The sequence below is a fragment of the Streptomyces sp. NPDC014801 genome (assembly GCF_043082085.1).
Taxonomy (GTDB): domain Bacteria; phylum Actinomycetota; class Actinomycetes; order Streptomycetales; family Streptomycetaceae; genus Streptomyces.
The window spans coordinates 122,578-144,055 of sequence record NZ_JBIBXG010000019.1; the positions used below are offsets into that span (position 1 = coordinate 122,578).

Annotated in this window: 19 protein-coding genes and 3 pseudogenes; 11 read left to right on the forward strand and 11 right to left on the reverse strand. The window is 74.2% G+C overall.

Annotated elements, in window-relative coordinates; genetic code table 11:
- Positions 1–211 precede the first annotated feature (211 nt).
- From ACF1AL_RS36605 to ACF1AL_RS36625, 5 genes are all read left to right on the forward strand, one after another.
- On the forward strand, positions 212–1,027 hold the full coding sequence (locus ACF1AL_RS36605; RefSeq protein ID WP_391658466.1) for an SAM-dependent methyltransferase: 816 nt from the start codon (positions 212–214) through the stop codon (positions 1,025–1,027).
- Between the two features lie 234 nt (positions 1,028–1,261).
- Complete coding sequence (trpS, locus tag ACF1AL_RS36610) at positions 1,262–2,362, forward strand: tryptophan--tRNA ligase (protein WP_391828622.1); 1,101 nt, start codon at positions 1,262–1,264, stop codon at positions 2,360–2,362.
- A 60-nt stretch (positions 2,363–2,422) separates the two neighbouring features.
- Positions 2,423–3,001, forward strand: a complete 579-nt coding sequence (locus ACF1AL_RS36615) for a TetR/AcrR family transcriptional regulator (RefSeq protein WP_391658468.1) — start codon at positions 2,423–2,425, stop codon at positions 2,999–3,001.
- Positions 3,002–3,059: 58 nt separating this feature from the next.
- The gene (locus tag ACF1AL_RS36620) at positions 3,060–5,234 is read left to right on the forward strand and encodes an FUSC family protein (protein WP_391828624.1); all 2,175 of its coding nucleotides are present in this window, start codon (positions 3,060–3,062) and stop codon (positions 5,232–5,234) included.
- A gap of 119 nt (positions 5,235–5,353) precedes the next feature.
- The gene (locus ACF1AL_RS36625; RefSeq protein ID WP_391828626.1) at positions 5,354–6,247 is read left to right on the forward strand and encodes an MFS transporter; all 894 of its coding nucleotides are present in this window, start codon (positions 5,354–5,356) and stop codon (positions 6,245–6,247) included.
- 67 nt (positions 6,248–6,314) lie between these two features.
- On the opposite strand, the gene ACF1AL_RS36630 is transcribed toward ACF1AL_RS36625, so the two are convergent.
- Entirely contained in the window at positions 6,315–7,322 is a 1,008-nt protein-coding gene (locus tag ACF1AL_RS36630; protein WP_391828628.1) for a hypothetical protein, read from the reverse strand.
- Here ACF1AL_RS36630 and ACF1AL_RS36635 point away from each other — a divergent pair.
- Both ACF1AL_RS36635 and ACF1AL_RS36640 read left to right on the forward strand, forming a co-directional pair.
- Positions 7,321–7,725: pseudogene (locus ACF1AL_RS36635) on the forward strand (DUF6233 domain-containing protein); the annotation flags it as partial. The gene ACF1AL_RS36630 and the pseudogene ACF1AL_RS36635 overlap by 2 nt on opposite strands.
- 97 nt (positions 7,726–7,822) lie before the next feature.
- Positions 7,823–9,037, forward strand: a complete 1,215-nt coding sequence (locus tag ACF1AL_RS36640) for a Ku protein (RefSeq protein ID WP_391777644.1) — start codon at positions 7,823–7,825, stop codon at positions 9,035–9,037.
- Positions 9,038–9,062: 25 nt separating this feature from the next.
- Here the strand turns inward: ACF1AL_RS36640 and ACF1AL_RS36645 are convergent, their stop codons facing one another.
- A complete protein-coding gene (locus ACF1AL_RS36645) occupies positions 9,063–11,504 on the reverse strand; it encodes an ATP-binding protein (protein ID WP_391828630.1) in 2,442 nt (813 codons plus the stop codon).
- Between the two features lie 189 nt (positions 11,505–11,693).
- On the opposite strand from ACF1AL_RS36645, the gene ACF1AL_RS36650 reads away from it, so the two are divergent.
- Positions 11,694–12,149 carry a carboxymuconolactone decarboxylase family protein gene (locus ACF1AL_RS36650; RefSeq protein WP_391828632.1) on the forward strand — a complete coding sequence of 152 codons (456 nt, stop codon included), beginning with the start codon at positions 11,694–11,696 and terminating at the stop codon, positions 12,147–12,149.
- 100 nt (positions 12,150–12,249) lie between these two features.
- Positions 12,250–12,717: an iron chaperone gene (locus ACF1AL_RS36655; protein WP_391821897.1), complete on the forward strand. Its 468-nt coding sequence runs from the start codon at positions 12,250–12,252 to the stop codon at positions 12,715–12,717.
- 63 nt (positions 12,718–12,780) lie between these two features.
- On the opposite strand, the gene ACF1AL_RS36660 is transcribed toward ACF1AL_RS36655, so the two are convergent.
- The 4 genes from ACF1AL_RS36660 to ACF1AL_RS36675 form a co-directional block, all read right to left on the reverse strand.
- Positions 12,781–14,055: a hypothetical protein gene (locus ACF1AL_RS36660; protein WP_384205391.1), complete on the reverse strand. Its 1,275-nt coding sequence runs from the start codon at positions 14,053–14,055 to the stop codon at positions 12,781–12,783.
- Positions 14,056–14,270: 215 nt separating this feature from the next.
- Positions 14,271–14,843 carry a dihydrofolate reductase family protein gene (locus tag ACF1AL_RS36665; protein WP_384205393.1) on the reverse strand — a complete coding sequence of 191 codons (573 nt, stop codon included), beginning with the start codon at positions 14,841–14,843 and terminating at the stop codon, positions 14,271–14,273.
- A 129-nt stretch (positions 14,844–14,972) separates the two neighbouring features.
- Positions 14,973–15,398, reverse strand: coding sequence for an OsmC family protein (locus ACF1AL_RS36670; protein WP_366841490.1), 426 nt, complete (start codon positions 15,396–15,398; stop codon positions 14,973–14,975).
- 94 nt (positions 15,399–15,492) lie between these two features.
- The gene (locus ACF1AL_RS36675) at positions 15,493–15,945 is read right to left on the reverse strand and encodes a GNAT family N-acetyltransferase (protein ID WP_384205396.1); all 453 of its coding nucleotides are present in this window, start codon (positions 15,943–15,945) and stop codon (positions 15,493–15,495) included.
- A 156-nt stretch (positions 15,946–16,101) separates the two neighbouring features.
- Here ACF1AL_RS36675 and ACF1AL_RS36680 point away from each other — a divergent pair, with 156 nt between their 5' ends.
- Entirely contained in the window at positions 16,102–16,797 is a 696-nt protein-coding gene (locus ACF1AL_RS36680; RefSeq protein ID WP_391828634.1) for a hypothetical protein, read from the forward strand.
- Here ACF1AL_RS36680 and ACF1AL_RS36685 read toward each other — a convergent pair.
- From ACF1AL_RS36685 to ACF1AL_RS36700, 4 genes and pseudogenes are all read right to left on the reverse strand, one after another.
- Positions 16,782–17,324, reverse strand: a pseudogene (locus ACF1AL_RS36685) (NUDIX domain-containing protein); the annotation flags it as partial. The gene ACF1AL_RS36680 and the pseudogene ACF1AL_RS36685 sit on opposite strands and share 16 nt — an antisense overlap.
- A 65-nt stretch (positions 17,325–17,389) precedes the next feature.
- Complete coding sequence (locus ACF1AL_RS36690) at positions 17,390–18,091, reverse strand: Clp protease N-terminal domain-containing protein (protein WP_391707161.1); 702 nt, start codon at positions 18,089–18,091, stop codon at positions 17,390–17,392.
- A 61-nt stretch (positions 18,092–18,152) separates the two neighbouring features.
- A complete protein-coding gene (locus ACF1AL_RS36695; protein WP_391707164.1) occupies positions 18,153–18,893 on the reverse strand; it encodes an SDR family NAD(P)-dependent oxidoreductase in 741 nt (246 codons plus the stop codon).
- 250 nt (positions 18,894–19,143) lie between these two features.
- Positions 19,144–19,836 (reverse strand): maleylpyruvate isomerase family mycothiol-dependent enzyme, encoded by a 693-nt coding sequence (locus tag ACF1AL_RS36700; protein WP_391828636.1) that lies wholly within the window; start codon positions 19,834–19,836, stop codon positions 19,144–19,146.
- 188 nt (positions 19,837–20,024) lie between these two features.
- Between ACF1AL_RS36700 and ppk2 the strand changes: the two genes are divergently transcribed.
- Positions 20,025–20,828, forward strand: coding sequence for a polyphosphate kinase 2 (gene ppk2 / locus ACF1AL_RS36705; protein WP_386585076.1), 804 nt, complete (start codon positions 20,025–20,027; stop codon positions 20,826–20,828).
- A gap of 1 nt (position 20,829) precedes the next feature.
- Here ppk2 and ACF1AL_RS36710 read toward each other — a convergent pair.
- A pseudogene (locus tag ACF1AL_RS36710) lies at positions 20,830–21,478 on the reverse strand (hypothetical protein); the annotation flags it as partial.

The window sequence follows — 21,478 nt, forward strand, 5'->3', positions numbered from 1 at the left end:
GGGGGCCTTGCCGCAAGCCCCCCGGTGCGCTATAGGTTGAAAGTGGCAAGGAGTGGGTGACCTCCTTGCCGTCGCCGTTTGTGGGGGTCCTGCGCCGCCACAGGGGGACGCGCCCGCGCCTGATGGGCGAACTGGTGGGTGGAACAGGGGCGTTCGGACGTAGGTTGTGCGATGACTGATCCACGCCTCGGCTGAAAGACGGACACGACTCATGACCGACCCCGCGACGACGCCCGCCTCGGCGACGCACCAGAAGATCGACACGTCGGTGCCGCACTCCGCGCGCATCTGGAACTACTGGCTCGGCGGCAAGGACAACTACCCCGTGGACGAGGAGGCCGGCGACGCGTACACCGCCGTCTTCCCCGGCATCGTCACCATCGCCCGCAGCAGCCGTGCGTTCCTGCGCCGCACCATCACCTATCTGGTCAACGAGGCGGGTATCCGGCAGTTCCTGGACGTCGGCACGGGTCTGCCGACCGCCGAGAACACCCACGAGGTCGCGCAGCGGCTCGCTCCCGAGGCGCGGATCGTCTACGTCGACAACGACCCCATGGTCCTGGCGCACGCCCGCGCCCTGCTGTACTCCTCGCCCGAGGGCGCGACGGCCTACATCGACGCCAACGTGACGGAGCCGGACCGCATCCTCGCGGCCGCCACCGAGACGCTGGACCTGAGCCGGCCCACCGCGCTGATCCTCAGCAACATCCTGGGACACGTCGCCGACCACGACCAGGCCCGCTCGATCGTCAAGCAGCTGATGGACGCCCTGCCGTCGGGCAGCTACCTCGTCGTCGACGACGGCTCGCGGGGCATCGACCCCGTCTTCGAGGAGGCGCAGGACGCGTACAACAACAGCGGCGCGGTGCCGTACAACCTGCGCACGGTCGAGGAGATCACCGCGTACTTCGACGGTCTGGAGCTCGTCGAGCCGGGCGTGGTCTCCGTCACGCAGTGGCGTCCGGAGCCGGGTTCGCCCGCGCCGGAGGTGGTCGCCGAGCACGGCGGGCTGGCCCGCAAGCCGTGACGCCCGCGGGGCGCGGGACGGCCGCCCGGCAGTCGGCCGTCTCCCGCGGCGCCGGCCGCCGGCGCTATGCTGTGCGCATGCATCTTTCGTCGTGTCTCAGCTGGTGGCGCTCCTCCTAGGAGCGGCCACCTGCGACGCACGACCACGCCCGGGCCGTTCGGATGAACGGCCCTTGCGTGTACCCCGGCACAGGACGCGTGGCATCCGGACGGCGAGATTCCACGAGGAGACCCTGTGACCACCGTCCCGCGCACCGAGACACCCCACGCCCCCGCCACCGACGCTCTCGGCGTGTCCGCCGCCCGCGCCCGCAGCGCGGAGCTGGAGCGCCTGATCCGCGAGGACCCCGGGCGGTTCCGGGTCCTGACCGGCGACCGTCCCACCGGCCGGCTCCACCTCGGGCACTACTTCGGCACCCTGCACAACCGGGTCCGCCTCCAGGATCTCGGCGTGGAGCTGTTCGTGCTCGTCGCCGACTACCAGGTCCTCACGGACCGCGACGTGGCGGACCGTCTGAGCGAGCACGTCGAGGACCTGGTCCTGGACCATCTCGCCATCGGTGTGGACCCGGCGCGCAGCACGATCTTCACGCACAGCGCCGTTCCCGCCCTCAACCAGCTGATGCTGCCCTTCCTCAGCCTGGTCTCGGTCGCGGAGCTGAACCGCAACCCCACCGTCAAGGACGAGATCGCCCACTCGCGCCAGTCGGCGGTCAGCGGCCTGATGTTCACCTACCCCGTCCACCAGGCCGCGGACATCCTGTTCTGCAAGGCCAACCTGGTCCCCGTCGGGCAGGACCAGCTTCCGCACCTGGAGATCACCCGCACCGTCGCCCGCCGGTTCAACGACCGCTACGGCCAGGGCACCGCGGTGTTCCCGCAGCCCGAGGCGCTGTTGTCGAGCGCGCCGCTGCTGCTCGGCACGGACGGCACGAAGATGAGCAAGAGCCGGCGCAACTCCATCGCCCTGGCCGCCGACGCCGACGAGACGGCCCGTCTGATCAAGGGGGCGAAGACGGACGCGGAACGGCACATCACCTACGACCCGCTCACGCGGCCCGAGGTCTCCTCGCTCCTGCTGCTGGCGGCGCTGTGCCAGAACCGGACCCCCGAGGAGGTGGCCGAGGACATCGGCGCCGCGGGGGCCGCCGCGCTGAAGAAGACGGTCACCGAGGCGGTCAACGAGTATCTGGCGCCGATCAGGGCGCGCCGCGCCGAGTACGCGCGGGACCGCGGCTTCGTGCGGCGGACGCTGCGCGAGGGCAACGAGCGCGCCCGGGCGGTCGCCGAGGCCACGCTCACCGAGGTGCGGGCCGCCATGAACGGCCTGTACTGAGCGGCCGTGGGGCGGCGTAAAGTACTCGGGGCGTAGTACTACAGAAGGAGTGGTGCAGCGGTGGTGAGACGGAACGACGAGCGGCGGGCGGCCCTGGTCGACGCCGCGATCGAGGTACTGGCCCGGGACGGTGCGCGGGGCCTGACGTTCCGGGCGGTGGACACCGCCGCCGCGGTGCCGCCCGGCACGGCGTCCAACTACTTCGCCAACCGCGACGAGCTGCTCACCCAGGCCGGGGCCCGGGTCTACGAGCGGCTCCAGCCCGACGAGGCGACGATCACGCGCCATCGCACGGCCGGCCGCGACCGGGAGACCTACGCGGAGCTGATGCGCGAACTCGTCGGCCGGGTCGCGTCCTTCCGCACCGGCTACCTCGCGCTGCTCGAACTCCGGCTGGAGGCCACCCGCCGCCCGGACCTGCGCACGGTCCTCACCGAGCGGGTGCGCGCCGACGTCGACGCCAACGTGGCCTACCACGAGGCCTCCGGCCTGCCGGGCGACGCCACGGCCGTGAAGCTGCTGTACCTGGCGCTGAACTGGCTGATCGTCGAGCAGCTCACCCTGCCGGAGGTCTTCACCGAGGCCGAACGCGACCGCCTGGTGACGGCGGCGGTGGAACGCATCGTGGCGGCCGGCTAGGGCACCGGCGCCCGCCGCGCCGCGGAAGCCGTCCGGTTCGGGTGGCGGGGAGGGCGGGGTGGGTGATGCTGAAGGGGTGTGGGGTGTCGCAGCCCGGTCGGTGCCGGCGGCGTACGTCGCCTCGGGCCGGCGCGCCGTGCGGGTGTCGCTCGTGGCGGCCGGCGGCTTCTTCCTCTTCCGCTACGGCCTGGACCGCCCCGTCGCGGCCACCTACGCCCTGTTCGCCGCCATCGCGCTGGGCGGGCTGTCCCGGATCCCGGGCACGGGGCGGCAGCGCGCGGCCGTGCTGGTGCGGACGCTGCCGGTGTGCCTGTTCCTGGTCGTCGTCGGCACCAGCCTGTCGGTGCGCACCTGGAGCGCCGTCGTCGGCATGCTGGTCGTCGGCTTCGCGCTGGCCTTCGCCGCCGTGGGCGGCCCGCGGGCGGCGGGCGCGGCGCCGGGCCTGCAGCTGCTGTACATCCTGCCGTCGTTCCCGCCGTACGACCCCGGCTCGCTCGGTGAGCGCCTGGTCGGCACCGCCACCGGTCTGGCGCTGCTCGCCGCGGCGGAGGCGCTGATCCTCGCCGAGCCCGACCCGCCGCCGTACGAGGAGCGTGCCGCGGTCGCGGCGCAGGCCGCCGCGCGGTGCGCTCGGCGGCTCGCCGCCCCGCCCTACGTCCTGACCGGCGCGGACCGGGCGGCGGCGCAGCGGGCCGGGCAGACGCTGCGGCCGCTGACCGTGCCGGAGGCCGAGCGCCCGGCGGGGCCGGGACGGCGGGCCCGCGCCCTCGCCCACACCGGTCTGGCCACCCGCACGCTCCTCAATCGCCTGGCCCGGCTGCGCACCTGGGCGCGGGAGCCGGGGCCGGAGGTGACGGCGGTGCTGAGCGCGGTGGCGGATCTGGCCGCGGCGACGGCCGTCCGCCTCGGCGGCGGATCGTCCCCGGTGGCGGCCTACGAGACGCTGGCCGTCGCGCGGGCCCGGCTGTCGGCGGTGTCGGCGGGGCCGTGCGACTCCTCCCCCGCCGCGGGCGTCGCCGGTTTCCCGCCGGCGGTGCTGCGCGGGCACGCCGCCGTGCTGGAGGTGGCGGACGCGGCGCTGGCCCTGGGCACGGCCGCCGATCTGGCCGTGGGGGGCCGGCGTGCCGCGGTCCCCGTGCCGCCCGGCCGCTTCTGGTACGCCACGACGTGGGCCCCGGTGCTGTGGTGGCACCGGCTGCGCGGGCATGCCGGGCGCCGCTCGGTGCTCTTCCAGAACGCGGCCCGCATCGCGCTGGCCCTCACGGCGGCCCGGCTGGTGGCGGGCATCGACACACTGCCGCACGGGTTCTGGGCCACTCTGGCGACCCTGACGCTCACCCGGACCACCCTGGGCGAGACGTGGCGCACCGTCCGGGTGGCGGTGGCGGGCACCCTGGCCGGGGCCCTGCTGGCCGCCGTGACGCTGACCCTGGCCGGCACGGACACGCGGGTGTACGCCGTGCTGCTGCCGCTGTGGATACTGTTCGCGTTCACGGTCGGGCCGGTGCGCGGGGTCGGCTGGGCGCAGGGGCTGTTCACCGTGCTGGTGGCGCTGGTCTTCGCGCAGCTCGCGCCGTCGACCTGGCGGCTGGCGGAGGTGCGGGTGCTGGACGTGCTGGTGGGCAGCGCGATCGGCGCCGTGTTCGGGGTGCTGGCGTGGCCGCGGGGCGCGCACGACGAGCTGCGCTACGCGGCCGCGGACCTGCTGCGCCGGGCGGCGGAGATCGTCGTGGCGACCAGTGTGTCGGCGGCGCACGGCGGGGCGGTGGCCCTGCCGTCGGGGGTGCCCGGTCAGCGGTCGCTGCACCGCTCGCTCCTGCTCGCGGAGTCCGCCTACGCGCAGTTCCAGAGCGAGCCGACGCACTTCGGCGGAGCGCCCCGCCGCCCGCCCCCGGCCACGGTCGACTGGCAGGCGACGCTGATCGCCGGGCACCACACGCTGTGGGGTTCGCAGCGGCTGCTGGAGCCGCCGCTGACCACGCCGGGACCGGCGGCGGCCGCGTCGCTCGCCGGGCTCGGGGAGCGGGTGGCGGGGCGGATGCTGCTGGTGTCGGCGGCGCTGGACCCGGGCGGGGACACGCCGACGGCGCCGGTGCGGCCGGTCGATCCGGACCTCGCGGAGTTCGCCGCCGAGCCGCCGGGCGCACCGCGGCTGTACTACGCGACGGTGTCGTGGCTGGAGTCGCTGACGGCGGACCTGACCCGCATCGACTCCACTGAGCGAGCCGGCTGAGGACGCGCGCCCCGCGAGAACCTGCGCGCAGGACGCCGCCCTTTGCCGTACACGGTGTCCAGTAACCGGCTCAGGGGGCGAGGTCGAGGGCGCCCGGGGCGTCGGCGGGCGTGAGGCCGGTGGCCCAGACCCGGCCGTACACCGACAGGTCCCGCAGGTGGGCGGTGATCTCCTCCGGCTGGCGCTCGGCGTACGCCGCGCTCGCCGTGACCAGCGCGGTGTGGGCGGCCCTGTGGTGGCGCGTCGGCCACGACGGCCCGCACGACGTCACCCGCGCCGGCCGGGACGGGACCGGTACGACGGCGGCGCCGGACGGCCGGGACGGGGCTGCCACGGCGGCCACGGCGACCGCGCCGGACGGCCGGCTGCCGTACCGCAGGCTGCTGTCGACCGGGACGGTTCTCGGCAGCATCGCCGCCGCCTTCGGCGCGCAGTGGGCCCTGTCCCTGAGCCACGCCTGGCTGCCCGCCTACCTGCGCACGCAACTGGGCCTGAGCGCCGGGGCCGCGGCGAGCGCCATCAGCGCGCTGTCCGCCGTCAGCCTCGTCCTGCTGCTGACCGTCCCCTCGCTCATGGACGTGCTCCGGCGGCGTGGTGTCTCCAGCCGCTGGTCGAGCGGTGCCGGGCAGGCCGCCGCGGTGTGCCTCGCGGGCGGTGCGATGGCGGCGTTCCCCTTCGTCGACGGGACCGTTGCACGGCTGGCGCTGATGACGGTGGCGTTCGGCGGGGCGTCGGTGGCGATCCCGCTGCACTACATGACGACGGCCGAGGTGGCGCCGCCCGCCCAGCGCGGGGCCCTGTTCGGCATCGTCGCCGCGACCGGCACGCTGCCCGGACTCCTCGCCCCCTTCCTCACCGGCCGCCTCATCGACGCCGCCGACCACCCGTCCGGCGGCTACACCACGGCCTTCCTGCTGTCGTCCGCCGTCATGCTCGTCACCGGCTGCTGCGCCCTGCTCGCGATCCGGCCGGAGCGGGACGCGGCGCGGCTGGGCCTGGCCCGGCAGGACTGAGATCGGCCGCCGCCCCGTCCACGCCTCCGGCGCGTGTGTGTCGTGACAGTCCGGCGCCCGGGGTCGGTCAGGAGGCGTTGCGGAAGATCGTGGCGGGGCCGATGACGCCGGGGCCGAAGCGGTCGCGGATGCGGTCGATCGCGCTCTCGGCCACCAGGCGCGCCTCGCGGCCCGTCTCGAAGCTGAGCTGCCGGCTGACCTGGCCGGCGTCGACGAGGTCCTCGCCGCGCAGGGTGATCCGGGTCAGCCGGCCGCGTTGCAGACCGGCCGCGTCCATCAACTGGTAGGCGAGCCCGCGCAGATCGTCGTCGTGGGCGGAGGGCTCGGCCAGGCGGCGGGTCTTCTCCCAGCTGCCGCCGGCCGCGAAGGACAGCTGCAGGGTCAGGGCGCGCGCGGCCTGGCCGCGGCGGCGCAGCAGCAGACCGAGCCGGACGACCAGGGCGAGCAGGGCGGAGCGGACGTCGGCGCCGTCGAGCGCCTCGCGCGGGAACGTGTGCCGCACGCTCGCCGAGGCGGGCAGGGCGCGCGGCACGACGGGCCGTGGGTCGACGCCGCGGGCGCGGTCCGCGGCGAGCCGGCCGGCGCGGCCGCCGAGCAGCCGCTGCACGGTGGCGGGCGGGGCGGCGGCGAGCAGGCCGACGCAGTGGATGCCGTAGTCGCGCAGCACCTCGGCCTGGCGGGGCCCGATGCCGTGCAGGGCCTCCACGGGGAGCGGGCCGAGCCAGGCGGTGACCTGGTCCGCGGCGACGGCGAGGACACCGCCGGGCGGGGCGACCTGCGCGGAGGCGGTGGCAGCGACGGTGATGGACGGTCCGATGCCGACGCGGACGTCGACGCCGAGCCGGGAGATGGTCCGCACGCGCAGCATCTCGCCGAGCCGGCGCGCGTCGGTGCCGTGATAGCGCAGGGCTCCCTTCAGCTCCACCAGCGCCGCGGACGGCGGCAGCGCCTGCACGACCGGCGACAGGTCCGTGAGCTGCTCCAGGACCTGCCGGTAGGTCTCCTCCGGCAGCCGGTCCGGGCACCGCACATGCATGACCGTGGCCGTCCGGCCTGCGGGAACATCCGCTGTCATGGTCCTCACCTCCCGCCCCCACGATATCGAACGCAAAATCGAACACGCGAGGGCGCAACCGGTCGATCTTGGCCCTAGAATCAAAACTGTGTTCGATGACCTGCCGCCCGACCTCGACCGCCTGCACACGCTGCGGGTGTGGCATGCCCTGTGGGTGGAGCGCATCGACCGTAAGATCGCGGCCATCCAGCGGCGCCAGGCCGAGCAGGAACAGGGGCGGCGCAACCGTCCCGCGCCACCGGAGTGGATCGTCCAGCTCGGCATCGGCGCCGGCCGCCCGCCCCTCCAGGTGCACGTGGGCGACTGCCGCATGGCCGGCTCCCGCCACCGGCCGGTCAGCCGCGACGAGGCCCGCCGCCTCCTGGCCGGCGGGCTGCCCGCCTGCGTCCACTGCCGGCCGGACGCCCAGCTGCACATCATCGACTTAGATGTCAGCGTGGACAGCACAAGCCACCGGGGCCGGGCGCCCGGTGCGGCGGTCCGGGACGGAAGGGTCGGTCATGGCGCGGGCGATCTGGACAGGCGTGATCACGTTCGGGCTGGTCACGGTGCCCGTCGGGCTGTACTCGGCGACCGAGGACCACACCGTCCACTTCCACCAGCTCCAGCGCGGCACCGCGGACCGGATCCGCAACCGGCGCGTCAACGAGCGCACCGGCGAGGAGGTGGACCCCGACGACATCGTCAAGGGCTATGAGGTGTCCAAGGGCGAGTACGTCATCGTGGAACCCGGCGAACTGGACGAGATCGCTCCGGGCCGCTCACAGGCCATCGAGATCAGCGACTTCGTCGACCTGGACGCCATCGAGCCCGTGTACTTCGCCCGGACCTACTACGTGGGCCCGCGCGGCAAGGAGTACGCGAAGGTCTACGAGCTGCTGCGCGCCGCGCTGGCCGAGGCGAACAAGGTGGGCATCGCCACCTTCGTCATGCGGGGCAAGGAGTACCTGACCGCGCTGCGCGCCGAGGACAAGGCCGTGGTGCTGCAGACCCTGCACTGGGCCGACGAGGTGCGCGACCCGCGCAAGGAGCTGCCGGACCTGCCCTCGGGCCGGGCGGGGCGCGGCAAGGAGCTGGATGTCGCGCTGCAGCTCGTCGACGCGCTGAGCGGGCCCTGGGAGCCGGACCGCTATCACGACACCTACCAGGAGAAGGTGCGCGAGCTGGTGCAGGCCAAGGCGAAGGGCGAGGAGGTCGCGTCGGCCGAGGAGGCGCCCGCGGCGACCAACGTCATCGACCTGATGAAGGTGCTGGAGAGCAGCCTGGACAACGCCCGCTCCGGCGGCCGCCGGAGCGGCACGGCCAGGAGCGGCGCCGGGAAGGGCGGCACGTCCGGGCGCGGCGCGTCGAAGACCGGCAAAGGCGGCACCTCGACGGCCTCCAGACGTACCTCGAAGACTTCCAAGGGCGGCACGTCGAGGAGCGGCCCCTCGAAGGGCAGCACCTCCAAGCCCGGCTCCTCGAAGGCCGGCGCCTCCAAGCCCGGCTCCTCGAAGGCCGGCGCCCCCAAGGCCGGCTCCCCCGAGGCCGCCGCATCCAAGAGCCGCGCCTCCTCGAAGAGCGCCGGTCGCGGCCGGGTCACCCGGCGCGAGCTGGCCGGGCTGAGCAAGGCGGAGCTCTACCAGCGGGCCACCGACCGGGACGTCCCCGGCCGCTCCCGGATGAGCCGGGAGCAGCTCATCGACGCCCTGGCCGGCCGTACGACAGCCGCCTGACGGTGCTTCAGCCACCTGACGCGCTTCAGCCGACGGGCAGGTCCCGCAGCAGGGCCTGTCCCGCCGCGCGGTGTTCCGCGGCCGCCGCCGGGTCCGTCGCCTCCAGCAGGGCCGCGACGCCCTCGTGGGCCAGCGCCTCCTCGTGGCGGTTGCCGAGCCTCGGGGCCAGCTCCAGCGCCTGCCGGTGCAGCCGCAGGGCCTCCTCGGGCAGGCCCGCGAGCCGGCAGGTCTCGGCGTAGCCGTTGAGGAAGTGGATCTTCCAGTGCTCCTCGAACAACGCGTCGAGCAGCGCGAACGCCTCCCGGTGGCTGGCCAGCGCCTCCTCGTAGCGGCCCATGCGGCGCAGGGCGACGCCCCGGCAGTTCAGGCACCAGGCCTGGTTGTTGAGGTGCCCGTCGGCGCGGGCGACGGCGAGCGCATGCTCCAGGTGCCCGGCCGCCTCCTCCGGTGCCTCGTCGGCGACGGCCACACCGAGGGTGATCCGGGCGGACAGGGCCGGCGGCCAGGCGGGGTCGGAGTGCGGCACGGCGAGAACCTCGCGGGCCGTGCGCGCCGCCTCCTGGCGGTGCCCCAGCTGGAGCATCGCCCAGGCCTGCGCGGCGGCGGCGTCGGCCGCGCCGGCCGGGAAGCCGGCCTGTTCGTACAGGGTCCCGGCCAGCCGGAAGAGTTCCAGCGGCTCCTCGACGCGTCCCGTGTCCCAGCTCAGATAGCCGCGGCGCAGGGCGAGTTCGGCCTCGGCGCGGCGGTCCCCGGCCCCCGACACCAGGGTGCCGGCGGTGGCGTAGGCGTCGGCGGCCTCCGGCATCCGGCCCGCGTTGTAGCGGGCGAAGCCCAGGTCGCTGTGCGCCTCGGCGAGTTGCAGCGGGTCGCCCAGGCGCTCGGCGGCGGCCAGCGAGCGTTCGAAGAGGAAGTTGAGGTGGGTGGTGCCGCAGCGGCGGGCGAAGTACGCCCGCAGGAAGCGCGGCAGTTCGCACACGTGGACGTCGGCGCCGACCGCGGCCGCCGTCTCGAAGACGGCGATCAGGTTGGCGTACTCCGAGACGAGCCAGGCGAAGGCGGCGTGCTTGTCCGTGAACCGCGGCAGCGCGGCCGGGGGCGGGCCCACGGTGGCCGGGCGGCCGGGTGACAGGAACGGCATCGCGGCGTCGGCGGCGGCCGCCGCGTGCACGTAGTAGTCGAGCACCCGGCCCAGTGCCCGTTCCCGCTCGGCCGCCGGGTCCTGTTCGGCGGCGGCGCGGCGCGCGTGCTGGTGCACCAGATCGTGCAGCCGGTAGCGGCCCGCCGCCGGCTGCTGGACGAGGTGGGCGTCGACCAGGTCCTCCAGCATCGCCCGGGCGGTGCGCAGCGGCACATCGGCCAGCGCCGCCGCCACGTACGCGTCGAAGGACTCCCCGGGCAGCAGGCCCAGCATGCGGAACAGCCGGGCCTGGGCGCGGTCGAGCTGCCGTACGGACATGGCGAAGGCGGTGTCGAACTCGCTCGCGCCCTCGGCCATCCGCTCCACGAGGATGCCCACGGTCCAGCCCGGCCGGTGCCGCAGCCGGGCCCCGGCCAGCCGCAGCGCCAGCGGCAGATGGCCGCACCGCCGCAGCACCTCCGCGGCGGACTCCGGGTCGCGGGCCAGCCGGCCGTCGGGACCGTCGTCGCCGCTGGCACGGGCCAGCAGTTCGGCGCTCTCGCGCGGGCTGAGCACGTCGAGGGAGACCGGGGGCACCTCCTCCAGGCCGAGGAGCCGGTTGCGGCTGGTGATCAGGGCGACGGAGTCCCCGGCGCCGGGCAGCAGCGGGCGGACCTGTTCGGCGTCGGCGGCGTTGTCGAGGACCACGACGACCCGGCGGTCGGCCAGTTCGGAGCGCCAGCAGGCGGCCAGCGCCTCCAGACCCTCCTGCGGGACGCGTTCGGAGGGCACGTCGAGCGCGCCGAGCAGCATGCGCAGCGCGGAGTCCGCGTCGAGCGGGGGCCGGCCCTCGGTGAAGCCGTGCAGGTCGACGTAGAGCTGGGCGTCGGGGAAGGCGTCGGCGAGCCGGTGGGCGGCGTGCACGGCGAGGCAGGTCTTGCCGACACCGGCCATGCCGTCGACCGAGACGGCGCGGTGGCTGTCGACGGCGGCGAGCACGGCGGCGAGCTGCTCGGCGCGCCCGGTGAAGTCGGGCACGTCGCGGGGCAGGTCGTTGCGGGGGCGGGGCCGGCCCTGGCGGCTGCTCTTCGGGGGCGCCGGCAAGGGGGTGGCCGTGCGCTCCCACAGCGGACGCAGGGGGCGCGGGTCGCGCTTGACGAGACGGCACAGGGCGACCACGGCGGGCCACGGCGGCACGGTCTGCCCGTTGAGGTAGCGGGACAGGGAGGAGGAGCTGAGGCCGGTGTCGCGGGCCAGGGCCCGCACGCCGAGCCCGGACAGGTCCTGCAGCAGGCGCAGGCGTTCGGCCAGTTCCTGCTGCGGGTCGGCCTGGGCCGCCCGATCGCGCACGTCCACTCGTTCCCCCCGCCGTCGCGTCCCGTGGCGGCAGAAGTCTGTCGGCCCGGGTCGACGCTGGTCAAGGCCGTTCCGGCTGTCCCACGGTGTCCCATCGTCGTGGCCGGGGCGCGCCGGTGCGGCTGTCATGGAGTCACGCCCCGACGGAAGCGGGGCACGGAACACCGACCGAGGAGCGAGAAGATGCAGTCGCGGATGCAGAACCCCGCCGTCGTCCTGCCCGGCGCCATGCAGCCCATCCAGCAGTTGTTCCAGGCCGTGCACTCCGGCGGGGTGGACGGGCAGATCCTGGAGCTGGTGCACCTGCGGATCAGCCAGATCAACGGGTGCAGCGCGTGCGTCGACGGTGGCGCCAAGACGGCCCGCAAGGCGGGCGTGAGCGACGAGCGGCTGGCCACGGTCGCGGCCTGGCGGGAGGCGCCGTACTTCACCGACGAGGAGCGGGCGGCCCTCGCGCTGGCCGAGGCGGCGACACGGCTGGCCGACCGTCCCGACGCGGTGGACGACGGGATCTGGGACACGGCCGCCACGTACTTCGACGAGAAGCAGCTCGCCGCGCTCGTGCTGATGATCGGCGTGACGAACCTGTTCAACCGGCTCAACGCGACGACCCGGCAGATCGCCGGCGCCTGGGGCTGACCTACCGTCAGTGCCCCTACGTACAGGCGAAGATGTACCGACCACCCGCACGGCAGACACCCGCACAGCAGACACCCGCACAGCAGACTGGAGACGCGCCATGACGAACGCACGGAAGTCCACCACGTCCGAGGAGACCTCGCAGGGGTTCACCGCCGAGGAGCGGGCCGCGATGAAGGAGCGTGCCAAGGAGGTCAAGGCGACCGCGCGGCGCGGCAACAAGGCCGCGAAGGCGGCGGAGGACGAGGCGGCCGTGGTCGCGAAGATCGCCGAGATGCAGGAGTCGGACCGGGTCATGGCCGAACGGATCCACGCGCTCGTCAAGGAGAACGCGCCCGAGCTCGCGCCGAAGCTCTGGTACGGCATGCCCGCCTACGCCCAGGACGGCAAGGTGGTCTGTTTCTTCCAGAGCGCGGAGAAGTTCAAGGCCCGGTACGCGACGCTCGGCTTCAGCGACCAGGCGCGGCTCGACGACGGCTCGATGTGGCCGGCCGCCTACGCCCTGACGCGGCTGACCGCCTCCGACGAGGCGCGCATCGCCGAGCTGGTGAAGCGGGCGGTGCACTGAGCAAGGCGCCCCGACGGGGTGGCGCGCACGGCGCCACCCCCGGAGCGTGAGCGGATCAGGCGGTCACGAACCGTCGGCGTGGACGGCGTAGACGTACCGCTTGCCGGCGTACTCGCTGAGGTTCCAGATCACGGACTCGCTGTACGCCCAGCCGGTGGCGGCGCTGCTGTGGAAGCTCAGGTCCTCGCAGCCGACGGACAGGCTGCACACGGTGCTCGCGGTGGAGGCACCGGAGGTGAAGGTGCGCAGCGATCCCGCGGACGAGCCGTTGCTGGTCGACAGGTAGTGCTTGCTGTTCTGGGAGACGACGCCCTGGATCTTCTGCTGGGCGACGGTCACGGCCTCGGACGCGGTGAGCGAGGAGATCTGCCGGTTGGTGTAGTCGAGGTTCCAGCGGACCACCTTGGGCGTGGTGGTGGCGACGCCGGAGCCGCTGAAGGTGCCGTCGGTGTAGTCGACGCTGCCGGACACCGAGTACTCGCTGACCACCAGGGAGTCGGGGCTGCTGGCGCGGTCGAGGCCGATCGCGCTGTAGCGCACGTACTTGCCGGTGTTGTCGTAGGCGGCGCTCTGCGGCAGGACGTACTGGTAGGAGTAGCCGTAGTAGTTGCCGTCGGTGTGCAGGCCACAGACGTCCTTCTCGGCGGTGTCCACCTTGAACAGCGTGTTCAGGTCGAAGACCCGCAGGCCCTTGTAGGTGTCGACCATGTACAGCAGGTTGCCGTACCACATGATGCCGCCGGCGTGCCGGCGGATCGGGTTGAAGGAGTACGCGCCGCTGGAGGTCTTGACCGGCTCGACCAGCAGGACGTGCCGGTAGACCGGGGCGGCGGCGTTGGTGTTGTCGACGAAGGACAGCCGAATGCCCTTGTCGATGGGGTACTCGTCGACGCCGTCGCCGTCGGGGTCGGTCTCGAAGTACCAGGAGACGAGGACGACGCGCTTGGAGCCGTTCGACGGGTACAGGCCGTCGCCGTAGGCGTCGGCGCTGGTGGTGACGCCCTGCGGGATCCAGTAGTCGACCGTCTGGTCGCCGCTCTCCCAGGTGAAGCCGGCGGCGAACGCCTGGACGGTGCCGGGGGCGCTGGTCAGACGGGTGGCGCTGCGGTTGCCGTCGGCGATGACGGCCGTGGCGTCCACGGTGGTGAGCTTGGTGGCCAGGCCGGCGGTGAGGTCGGCGTACTCGCCGTAGCTGTTGCCGGTCCGGTAGGCGAGGCCGAACTGGCTCGCGTCGATGGTGGCCGCCTCGGCGACGGCCGGGAACAGCGCGCTGCCCGCAGCGGCGGCGAACGGCGCCGCGGCCATGCCCTTGAGGATCGCCCTCCGTGTCATGTTCATGGGGCGGAAACCTATGCGCAGACGATCACATCGCACAACTCCCCGCCTCGGTCGTCGAGCAGCCGGCGCGCGGTCAGGGCCCGGCCCGTTGACAAGATCGCAGGCGATCCTGTCGGACCGGGTGTCGCGGCGTCAGGTCGCGGCGGCGCCCGGCGCGGTGCTGCGCCGGGCGCTGGCCGGGCCGAGCGGCCCGTCGGCGTCGTACGGCTCTGCCGTCACCGGACGACGTCGAAGATCTGCTTCTGCAGGCCGTTGGCGTAGACCTCGTGCTCGACCAGCCGCAGCTTCTGGGCGTCCTTGTCCGTGGTGCTGAACAGGCGCTTGCCCGCGCCGAGCAGCAGCGGGAAGACGAGCAGGTGGTAGCGGTCGATCAGGCCGGCGTCCGACAGGCTCCGGTTCAGCGCGGCGCTGCCGTGCATGATGATCGGGCCGCCCTCGGTCTCCTTCAGCGCGGCGACCTCCTCCAGCGAGCGCAGGATGGTGGTCTCGCCCCAGTCGGAGACCAGGTCGTCCTCGGTGAGGGTCGTCGAGACGACGTACTTGGGCATCACCTTGTAGTCGGCGAACTCCGCCATGCCCGGCCACACCGGGCTGAACGCCTGGTAGCTGACCCGGCCCAGCAGCATGGCGGTGGCCTCCTTCTGCTCCTGGCCCTTGAGGGCGTACGCCTCCGGGAGGAACTCGACCTCCTTGAAGGTCCAGCCGGAGTTGCGGTAGCCGGGCTCGCCGCCGGGGGCCTCCACGACGCCGTCGAGGGAGATGAAGGCGGTGCTGATCAGAGTGCGCATGGTCGTTCCTTCGTATCGGGTGCTCGGCAGTGGGGTCGGTGCGCGCCGTGCCGGGTGTCGCGTCGGGCCCGGCGCACCGTCCGTCTTCTTCGACCGGCGGCGCGGGAGAAACTCATCGCTCGCCGCGGGTCACGGCTCCTGGATCGTCGCGGTGACCGGCGTGCCGATCTCCACCGTGCGGCTGACCGTGCACAGGCGGTCGTGGGAGGCCTTCACCGCGCGCGGCAGGATGGCGCGGGCACGCTCGGCCGGTTCGCCGTCCGGGAAGGCGACGGAGAAGGTGACGGCGAGGTCGGTGAGCCGGTTGCCCTGCTCGTCGGCGACCTTGTGGCCGGTGACGGTGACGACGAAGCGGTCCGGTTCGGCGTGACGCGCGGTGGCGACGTCCACGTCGACCGCGGTGCAGCCGCCGATCGCGGCGAGCAGCAGCTCGACCGGGGTGAACGCGGCGCCCTCGGTGGCGAAGCTGATCGTCCCGCCGCGGGCGTTCGTCGCGGTGAAATGGCCGGTGCCGGTTCGCTCGACGGTGACGGAGCGCAGGGAGTCTTCGGTCATGGGACGGACCCTAGTGCCCCGGGGCGGCCGCGGGGGCGCAGCCGGGTGGGGGTGCGGGCGGGTCGTGCGCACCGGCAGGGGCCGGGACGTCCGGTCAGGCCGGGGCCGGGGACGGCGGGCGCAGCATGACGACGTCCACCGGGTCCTCGTCCTCCCAGGTGAATCCGTGCCGTTCGTAGAGCCGCCGGGCGGCGCTGCCCTGGACGACGATCAGCCGGACGGGGACGCCCGCGCGGTCGGACCGGTCCAGCAGTTCGCGCAGGACGCCGGAGCCGATGCCCCGGCCGTGCAGAGCGGGGTCGAGGTAGAAGTGCTCCAGCCAGTGGGCGTCCTCGGCCGGCCGCATCGCCACGCAGCCGGCGAAGGCACCGTCCACCTCGATGATCCATGTGTGCGCCGGCTCGAACCGGTCGCGCAGCCGCTGCCGCACGCGCTGCTCGTCGTAGCGCCCGAGCCGTTCCAGATCGGGCTTCATCACGACCGCCTTCAGTTCGGCGATCGCCTCGACGTCGGCCACCGATGCGGGGCGCAGCTTCCAGTCCTCCATGATCGGCACGCTACCGTGCCGGGTCGTACGGGGACGACGGGCCCCGTCGGACGGCTCGCGCGGGGAGGCGCCGAGTGCGTGAACGCGCGGCCGCGGGTGGGCCGTTCGCTCCGCTAGGGTCATGTCGATCATGTCACCGACAAGAGAACGGACACCATGCATTTCAAGCGAGCACTCGCGGTGGCCGCCACGCTCGTGGCGCTGACGGCGACGGCGGGATGCGGCGGCGACGGCACCTCGGCCGCGACGGGCGGCACACCCACGGGTCCCGCCGGAGGCGGCTCGGCCGCCCCGGCCGCCACCGCGGGAGCGACGGGCACGGCCGGCTCGGACGGCGACGGCACGGTGAGCTCGGACGGCGACGGCACGGCGGGCTCCGGTGGCGGCCGTGCGACCGAGCAGGGCTTCGGCGGTGAGCTGCCCGAGGCGTCCGACATGGACGCCCTCGCCCGCCACGTCGACCTGTTCACGTCCTGCAAGGAGGTTCAGCCGGGCCCGCAGTACGACGCCGCCCACGACGGCTCGGACGCCGCGTGGGGCGCGCAGGAGGCGTCGGACCCCTCCTGGGGCATCAAGGAACGCGCGGTCTGCAAGGACCTCGAGCACCCGATCGCCCTGCTGCTGATCTCGGACATGCGGGCGTTCCAGACCGCGGCGAAGAAGAGCAACGACCGCTTCGCCGTCGGGCGGAACTACGCGGTCGTGCCCGTGGGCGACGACCAGGTGCAGGCCCTGTCCCAGTCCGGGCTCGCCTTCCTGACCTGCGACCCGGACTTCTCCGCGCCGAGCGGGCACCGCACGGAGAAGGCCCTGGTCGACGGCTGCGTGCTGAGCGACTACTTCCCGTCCTGACGGGCGGGGTCCGGCCCGGCGGGGTCCGGCCAGGCGGCTTCCGGCCCGGCTGCGTCCGGCCCGGCGAACGGCGTGAAGTGGGCGGGCGGATGGTCGATGGGCAGGTCGGGCCGCCAGGCGGTGAGGATCTGGGCGCTGCACTCGAACAGGCCCGAGGGCAGCGCGTCCAGCGGCCACCAGCCCCAGTCGCCGACGCTCTCGCCGGGCTGGTCGGGCGGCTCACCGCGCCACCGGGTGACGAGCGCGCCGAACGTGATGCGGACGACGTCGCCGACCCGGTCGAGCAGCATGCCCAGCAGGCGGACGTCGGCCGGATCGGCCCGCAGCCCGGTCTCCTCCCGAAGCTCCCGCACGACGGTCTCCTGCAACGACTCCCCCGGCTCGACGGTCCCCCCGGGCAACTCGATCGTCCCCCGACGATGCCGCCCGAGCAGCAGCCCCCGCGGCCCCACCACGACGGCCCCCACCCCGGCAGCCGCCTGCACCACGGGCGCCATGGCCGCCCGCGGCCGCGAACCGACCCGCACGACCTTGCGGGCCTGGTCCCCCTCGCCGCTCGTCGTCACGCCGGCGTCGTTGTCGGGTGGGGTCATCAGGGGTTCTCCGGGGGTTCGGTGCCGAGGGTGGTCAGGTCTGTGCCTGACTCGGTGAGGACGGTGGCGGCTGTGCCGCGGCCCAGGCGGGCGAGGCCCACCAAGAGGTCGGCGCAGTCGATGCGGGCCGAGCCGCGCTGCTGGGCGCGGGCTTCGGCGGTGGCCATCGCCTTGCGGGAGTAGGGCGTCCAGGCGATCCGTTCGGCAGCCTCGGAGGCGCCGGTGCGCAGGCGGGCGCCGACGGCCTCGTGGAGGGGGCGGGCGGGGACGCCGGCGGACTCCAGCAGGCGGGTGGCGCTGTTGGGCTCGGCGGTGAGGCCGAACAGGAGGTGCTCGGTGCCGATGTAGTTGTTGTGGTGGTGCACCGCGGCCTGCTTGACGTGGACCATGGCCCGGCGCAGGTCCTCGGTCATGGTGTCGGGGCCGTAGCGCTTGTGCGGGGCGTGGAAGCGCTGCTGGACGGCCTGGCGGGTGACGCCGAGGGCCGCGCCGATGTCCGTCCACGAACTGCCGTGCATCCGGCAGTGCTCGACGTAGTCCTCGACCAGGTCGTCGGCCAGTGCCTGGAGTCGGCCCGCTATGTCGGCGGCGGTCGTCAACAGGGCTAGCCAGTCCGGCTGTTCCCGGTCGCCGGGGCGGTGCGCGGTGGCGCAGGTCCGGTCCACTTCCGCGATGAGGTCGTCCAGATCGGGGAGAGCCATGGGGCAAGTACGCCTTGACAGTTCGGCAACTGTCAAGGCGTACTTGCCATGTGAGGGCGCCTCAGGTCAGGTTCAGGCCGCCGTCGAGCATGATGACCTCGCCGGTGAGATAGCCGTGCGCGACCACCGACGCCACCAGGTCCGCCACGTCGGCGGGGCGGGCCGGGCGGCGCATGGGGGCCCGCTCCCGCCACAGCCGCTGCGCGTCGGTCCAGTCCTCGGTCATCGGGGTGTCCACGAGGCCCGGTGCCACCGCGTTGACCCGGACGCCGGGGGCGAGGGCCGCCGCGAGCAGCCGGGTCACGTGGTTCAGCGCGGCCTTGCTCGCCGCGTACGGCACCGAGGAGCCCTTGGGACGCACGCCGGCGTGGCTGGTGATGTTCACGACGCTGCCCCCGCCGGGCGCCTCGCGCAGTGCCGGCAGCGCCGCCGTGCACAGCACCCAGGGCGCGATCAGGTTCACCTCGAGCACCTCACGCCACTCCGCGGGCGCCGCCGCGGCCAGGTCGTGGTGCGGGATGGGCCGGCTGATCCCGGCGTTGTTCACCAGGACGTCCAGCCGCCCGTACCGGTCGAGCGCCGCCTCGGCCAGGCCGCGGGCCTCGTCCTCCACCGCCAGGTCCGCGCGCAGGTACGTCCCGCCGAGCTCGGCCGCCAGCGCCTCCCCCGCCCGCGTACTGCGGCGCGAGTGCACCACGACCCGCATGCCGTCCGCCGCCAGCCTCCGCGCGACGGCCTCCCCGATGCCGGAGGTGGACCCCGTGACCAGGGCGACGGGCCGTTCCGCTCGATCCATGTCCATACGGCCGATCCTGTCATCGCCGGCGCCGGCGCCACGCACCCGCCCGACGGCACCGCGCACGCCGCTGTACGGCGCCGCGACCCCGCTCTCGTGCGGCGCCGCGGCGCTCCGCTCCCGGACGGCGCCCCGCACCCCGCTCCCGCAGGCCGCCCCGCACCCGCGCTCGCCGGCGCGCGGCCCCCTCGCTCTCACGGGCCGCGCGCCCCGGCGGTCCCCCGTCGCCCCGCTCCTCCGCCCCGCTCCCCCGCTCTCAGGGCGTCAGCGGGCCGCGCAGCACGCGGCGGCCGGCGCGCTCGTCGCCGTCCCAGGCGAAGGCGGTGCCGTCCAGCGGCCTGCGCCCCCACAGCAGGAGCAGCAGCTCCTGCGCGGGCGCGGCGAGCGTGGCCACGGGTGCCCCCGGGCCGTACGTCCACGAGCCGCCCGTGTCGGTCGCCGTCAGCCGCAGCGCGCGCTCCGGCGGCCGGGCCCGCCCGCGCGCCACCTGCCGCGGGGCCATCGTGTCGAAGACCTCGGCCACGCCCTCACCGGCGAGTTCCGGGTCGAGCGGCCGGGCCCTGCCGAGCGCGTGCTCGGCGTCCCAGCGGTGGACCAGCGCCTCCAGGCAGCGGCGGCGCCGCCAGAACCCGACGGTGTGCGGCGGGTGGAAGGTCCAGGCCGGCGCGGCCGGGTCGGTGTCCAGCGCCGCGAGCAGGGTCGCGCACGTGTCCTCGAACCATCCGGCCAGGGCGGCCCGCTCACGGGGCGCCGCCGGTGGTGCGTGGTCGCCGCGGCCCTCGGTCACGGCGACGGCGGCCCAGAGGTTCGACGCGCCCAGGTGCTCCGCCAGCTCCCTGAGCGTCCAGTCGCCGCAGTGCTCCACCGGCGCCGACAGATCACCTGAGAGGCAGTCCCGGAAGGCGAGCAGTTCGCGACGCAGACACGACAGCAGGGACTCGGGTTGCATGCCGCCAACCTAGCGACCGCACAAGGCGGTTGCGAACGCCCCTCCGCCGTGAGCCAAGCCGTGAGCCGCGGTCCGGCCGCTTGATCACCGTGTCGATCAGCGCCCCGGTGCCTACACTGCGAGCGTTCACGGCAGCGGCTCCCGGCGCGTCCGGGACCGGGCGAGGACGGACCAGGAAGGCGGGCGGCATGGGCGGCAAGCAGGCGAAGAAGGTGCCGCGCGGCACGTACGAACGGGAGCTGCTGCGGCTGCAGACCGAGCTGGTGAGGCTGCAGGAGTGGGTGAGGGCCGAGGGCGCCCGGCTGGTGGTCGTCTTCGAGGGGCGCGACGCGGCCGGGAAGGGCGGCACCATCAAGCGGGTCTCCGAGCATCTCAACCCGCGTGTCGCCCGGATCGCGGCCCTGCCCAAGCCGACCGAGCGCCAGCGCACCCAGTGGTACTTCCAGCGGTACGTCGAGCATCTCCCGGCCGCCGGGGAGATCGTCCTGTTCGACCGGTCCTGGTACAACCGGGCCGGCGTGGAGCACGTGATGGGCTTCTGCACCCCGGAGGAGCACCAGCGCTTCCTGCACCAGTGCCCGATCTTCGAGCGCATGCTGGTGGAGGACGGCATCCTGCTGCGCAAGTACTGGTTCTCGGTGAGCGACACCGAGCAGCAGGACCGCTTCCGCCGCCGGATGGAGGATCCGCTGCGCCGCTGGAAGCTGTCTCCCATGGACCTGGAGTCGATCACCCACTGGGAGGCGTACTCGCGGGCCAAGGACGAGATGATGGTGCACACCGACATCCCGGAAGCGCCCTGGTACGTCGTCGAGAGCGACGACAAGCGCCGGGCGCGGCTGAACATGATCGCCCACCTGCTCGACTCGGTGCCGTACCACGACGTGCCGCCGCCGGTGCTGGAACTCCCGGAGCGCCCGCGGTCCACCGGCTATGTACGCCCGCCGCGCGAGCTGCGGACCTACGTCCCGGACCACGCGGCGGACCTGTGAGCTAGCGGGCCACCTCGGCCGGGGCGGGGGATGCGGTCGGTGCCGGATCGGCGGAGCCACCGTGGCGCTGCCGCAGGACCTGGAGCACAGGGCCCAGGGGGGCGTCCGGGAACGGCTTCCCCTCGGTCGTGGACAGGCCGTAGGTGTCGTGGAGCCAGAACGCCCACTGGGCGGTGGTGGGCGCGACCCCGAACTGGGCGACGAACGCGTGGTAGGCGTCCGCGAACCGCTCGGCGGCCGCCTCCGCCGTCTCCCCGGGCCGCAACGGCGACTCGGGCTCCGCGGGCTCCTCCTCGTCCGGCTCGGGGACGGCCGGCGGCTCGGGCGGGGCGAGCCGCAGGTCCCCTTCGCCGCGGCGGCCCCGCCGTACCGCCTCGGTCAGGGAAGCCGGGAGCACGGCCCGCGGCAGCAGGAAGGCGGCGCGCTCGTCCGCGGCGCGCTCGGGCGGTACGCGGACCGGGCCCTCGGCACCGGAACCCGCATCGGCACCGGCTCCGGCTCCGGCTCCGGCTCCGGTACCGACTCCGACTGCGGCTCCTGTGTCGGCGCCGCTGCCGATGCCTGCTGCTGCGAGGCCGGCGGGGGCTGTTTCGGAGAGGGGGACTCCGTAGCGGGCCAGGCGCAGGGGCATCAGGGATTCGACGGGGGCC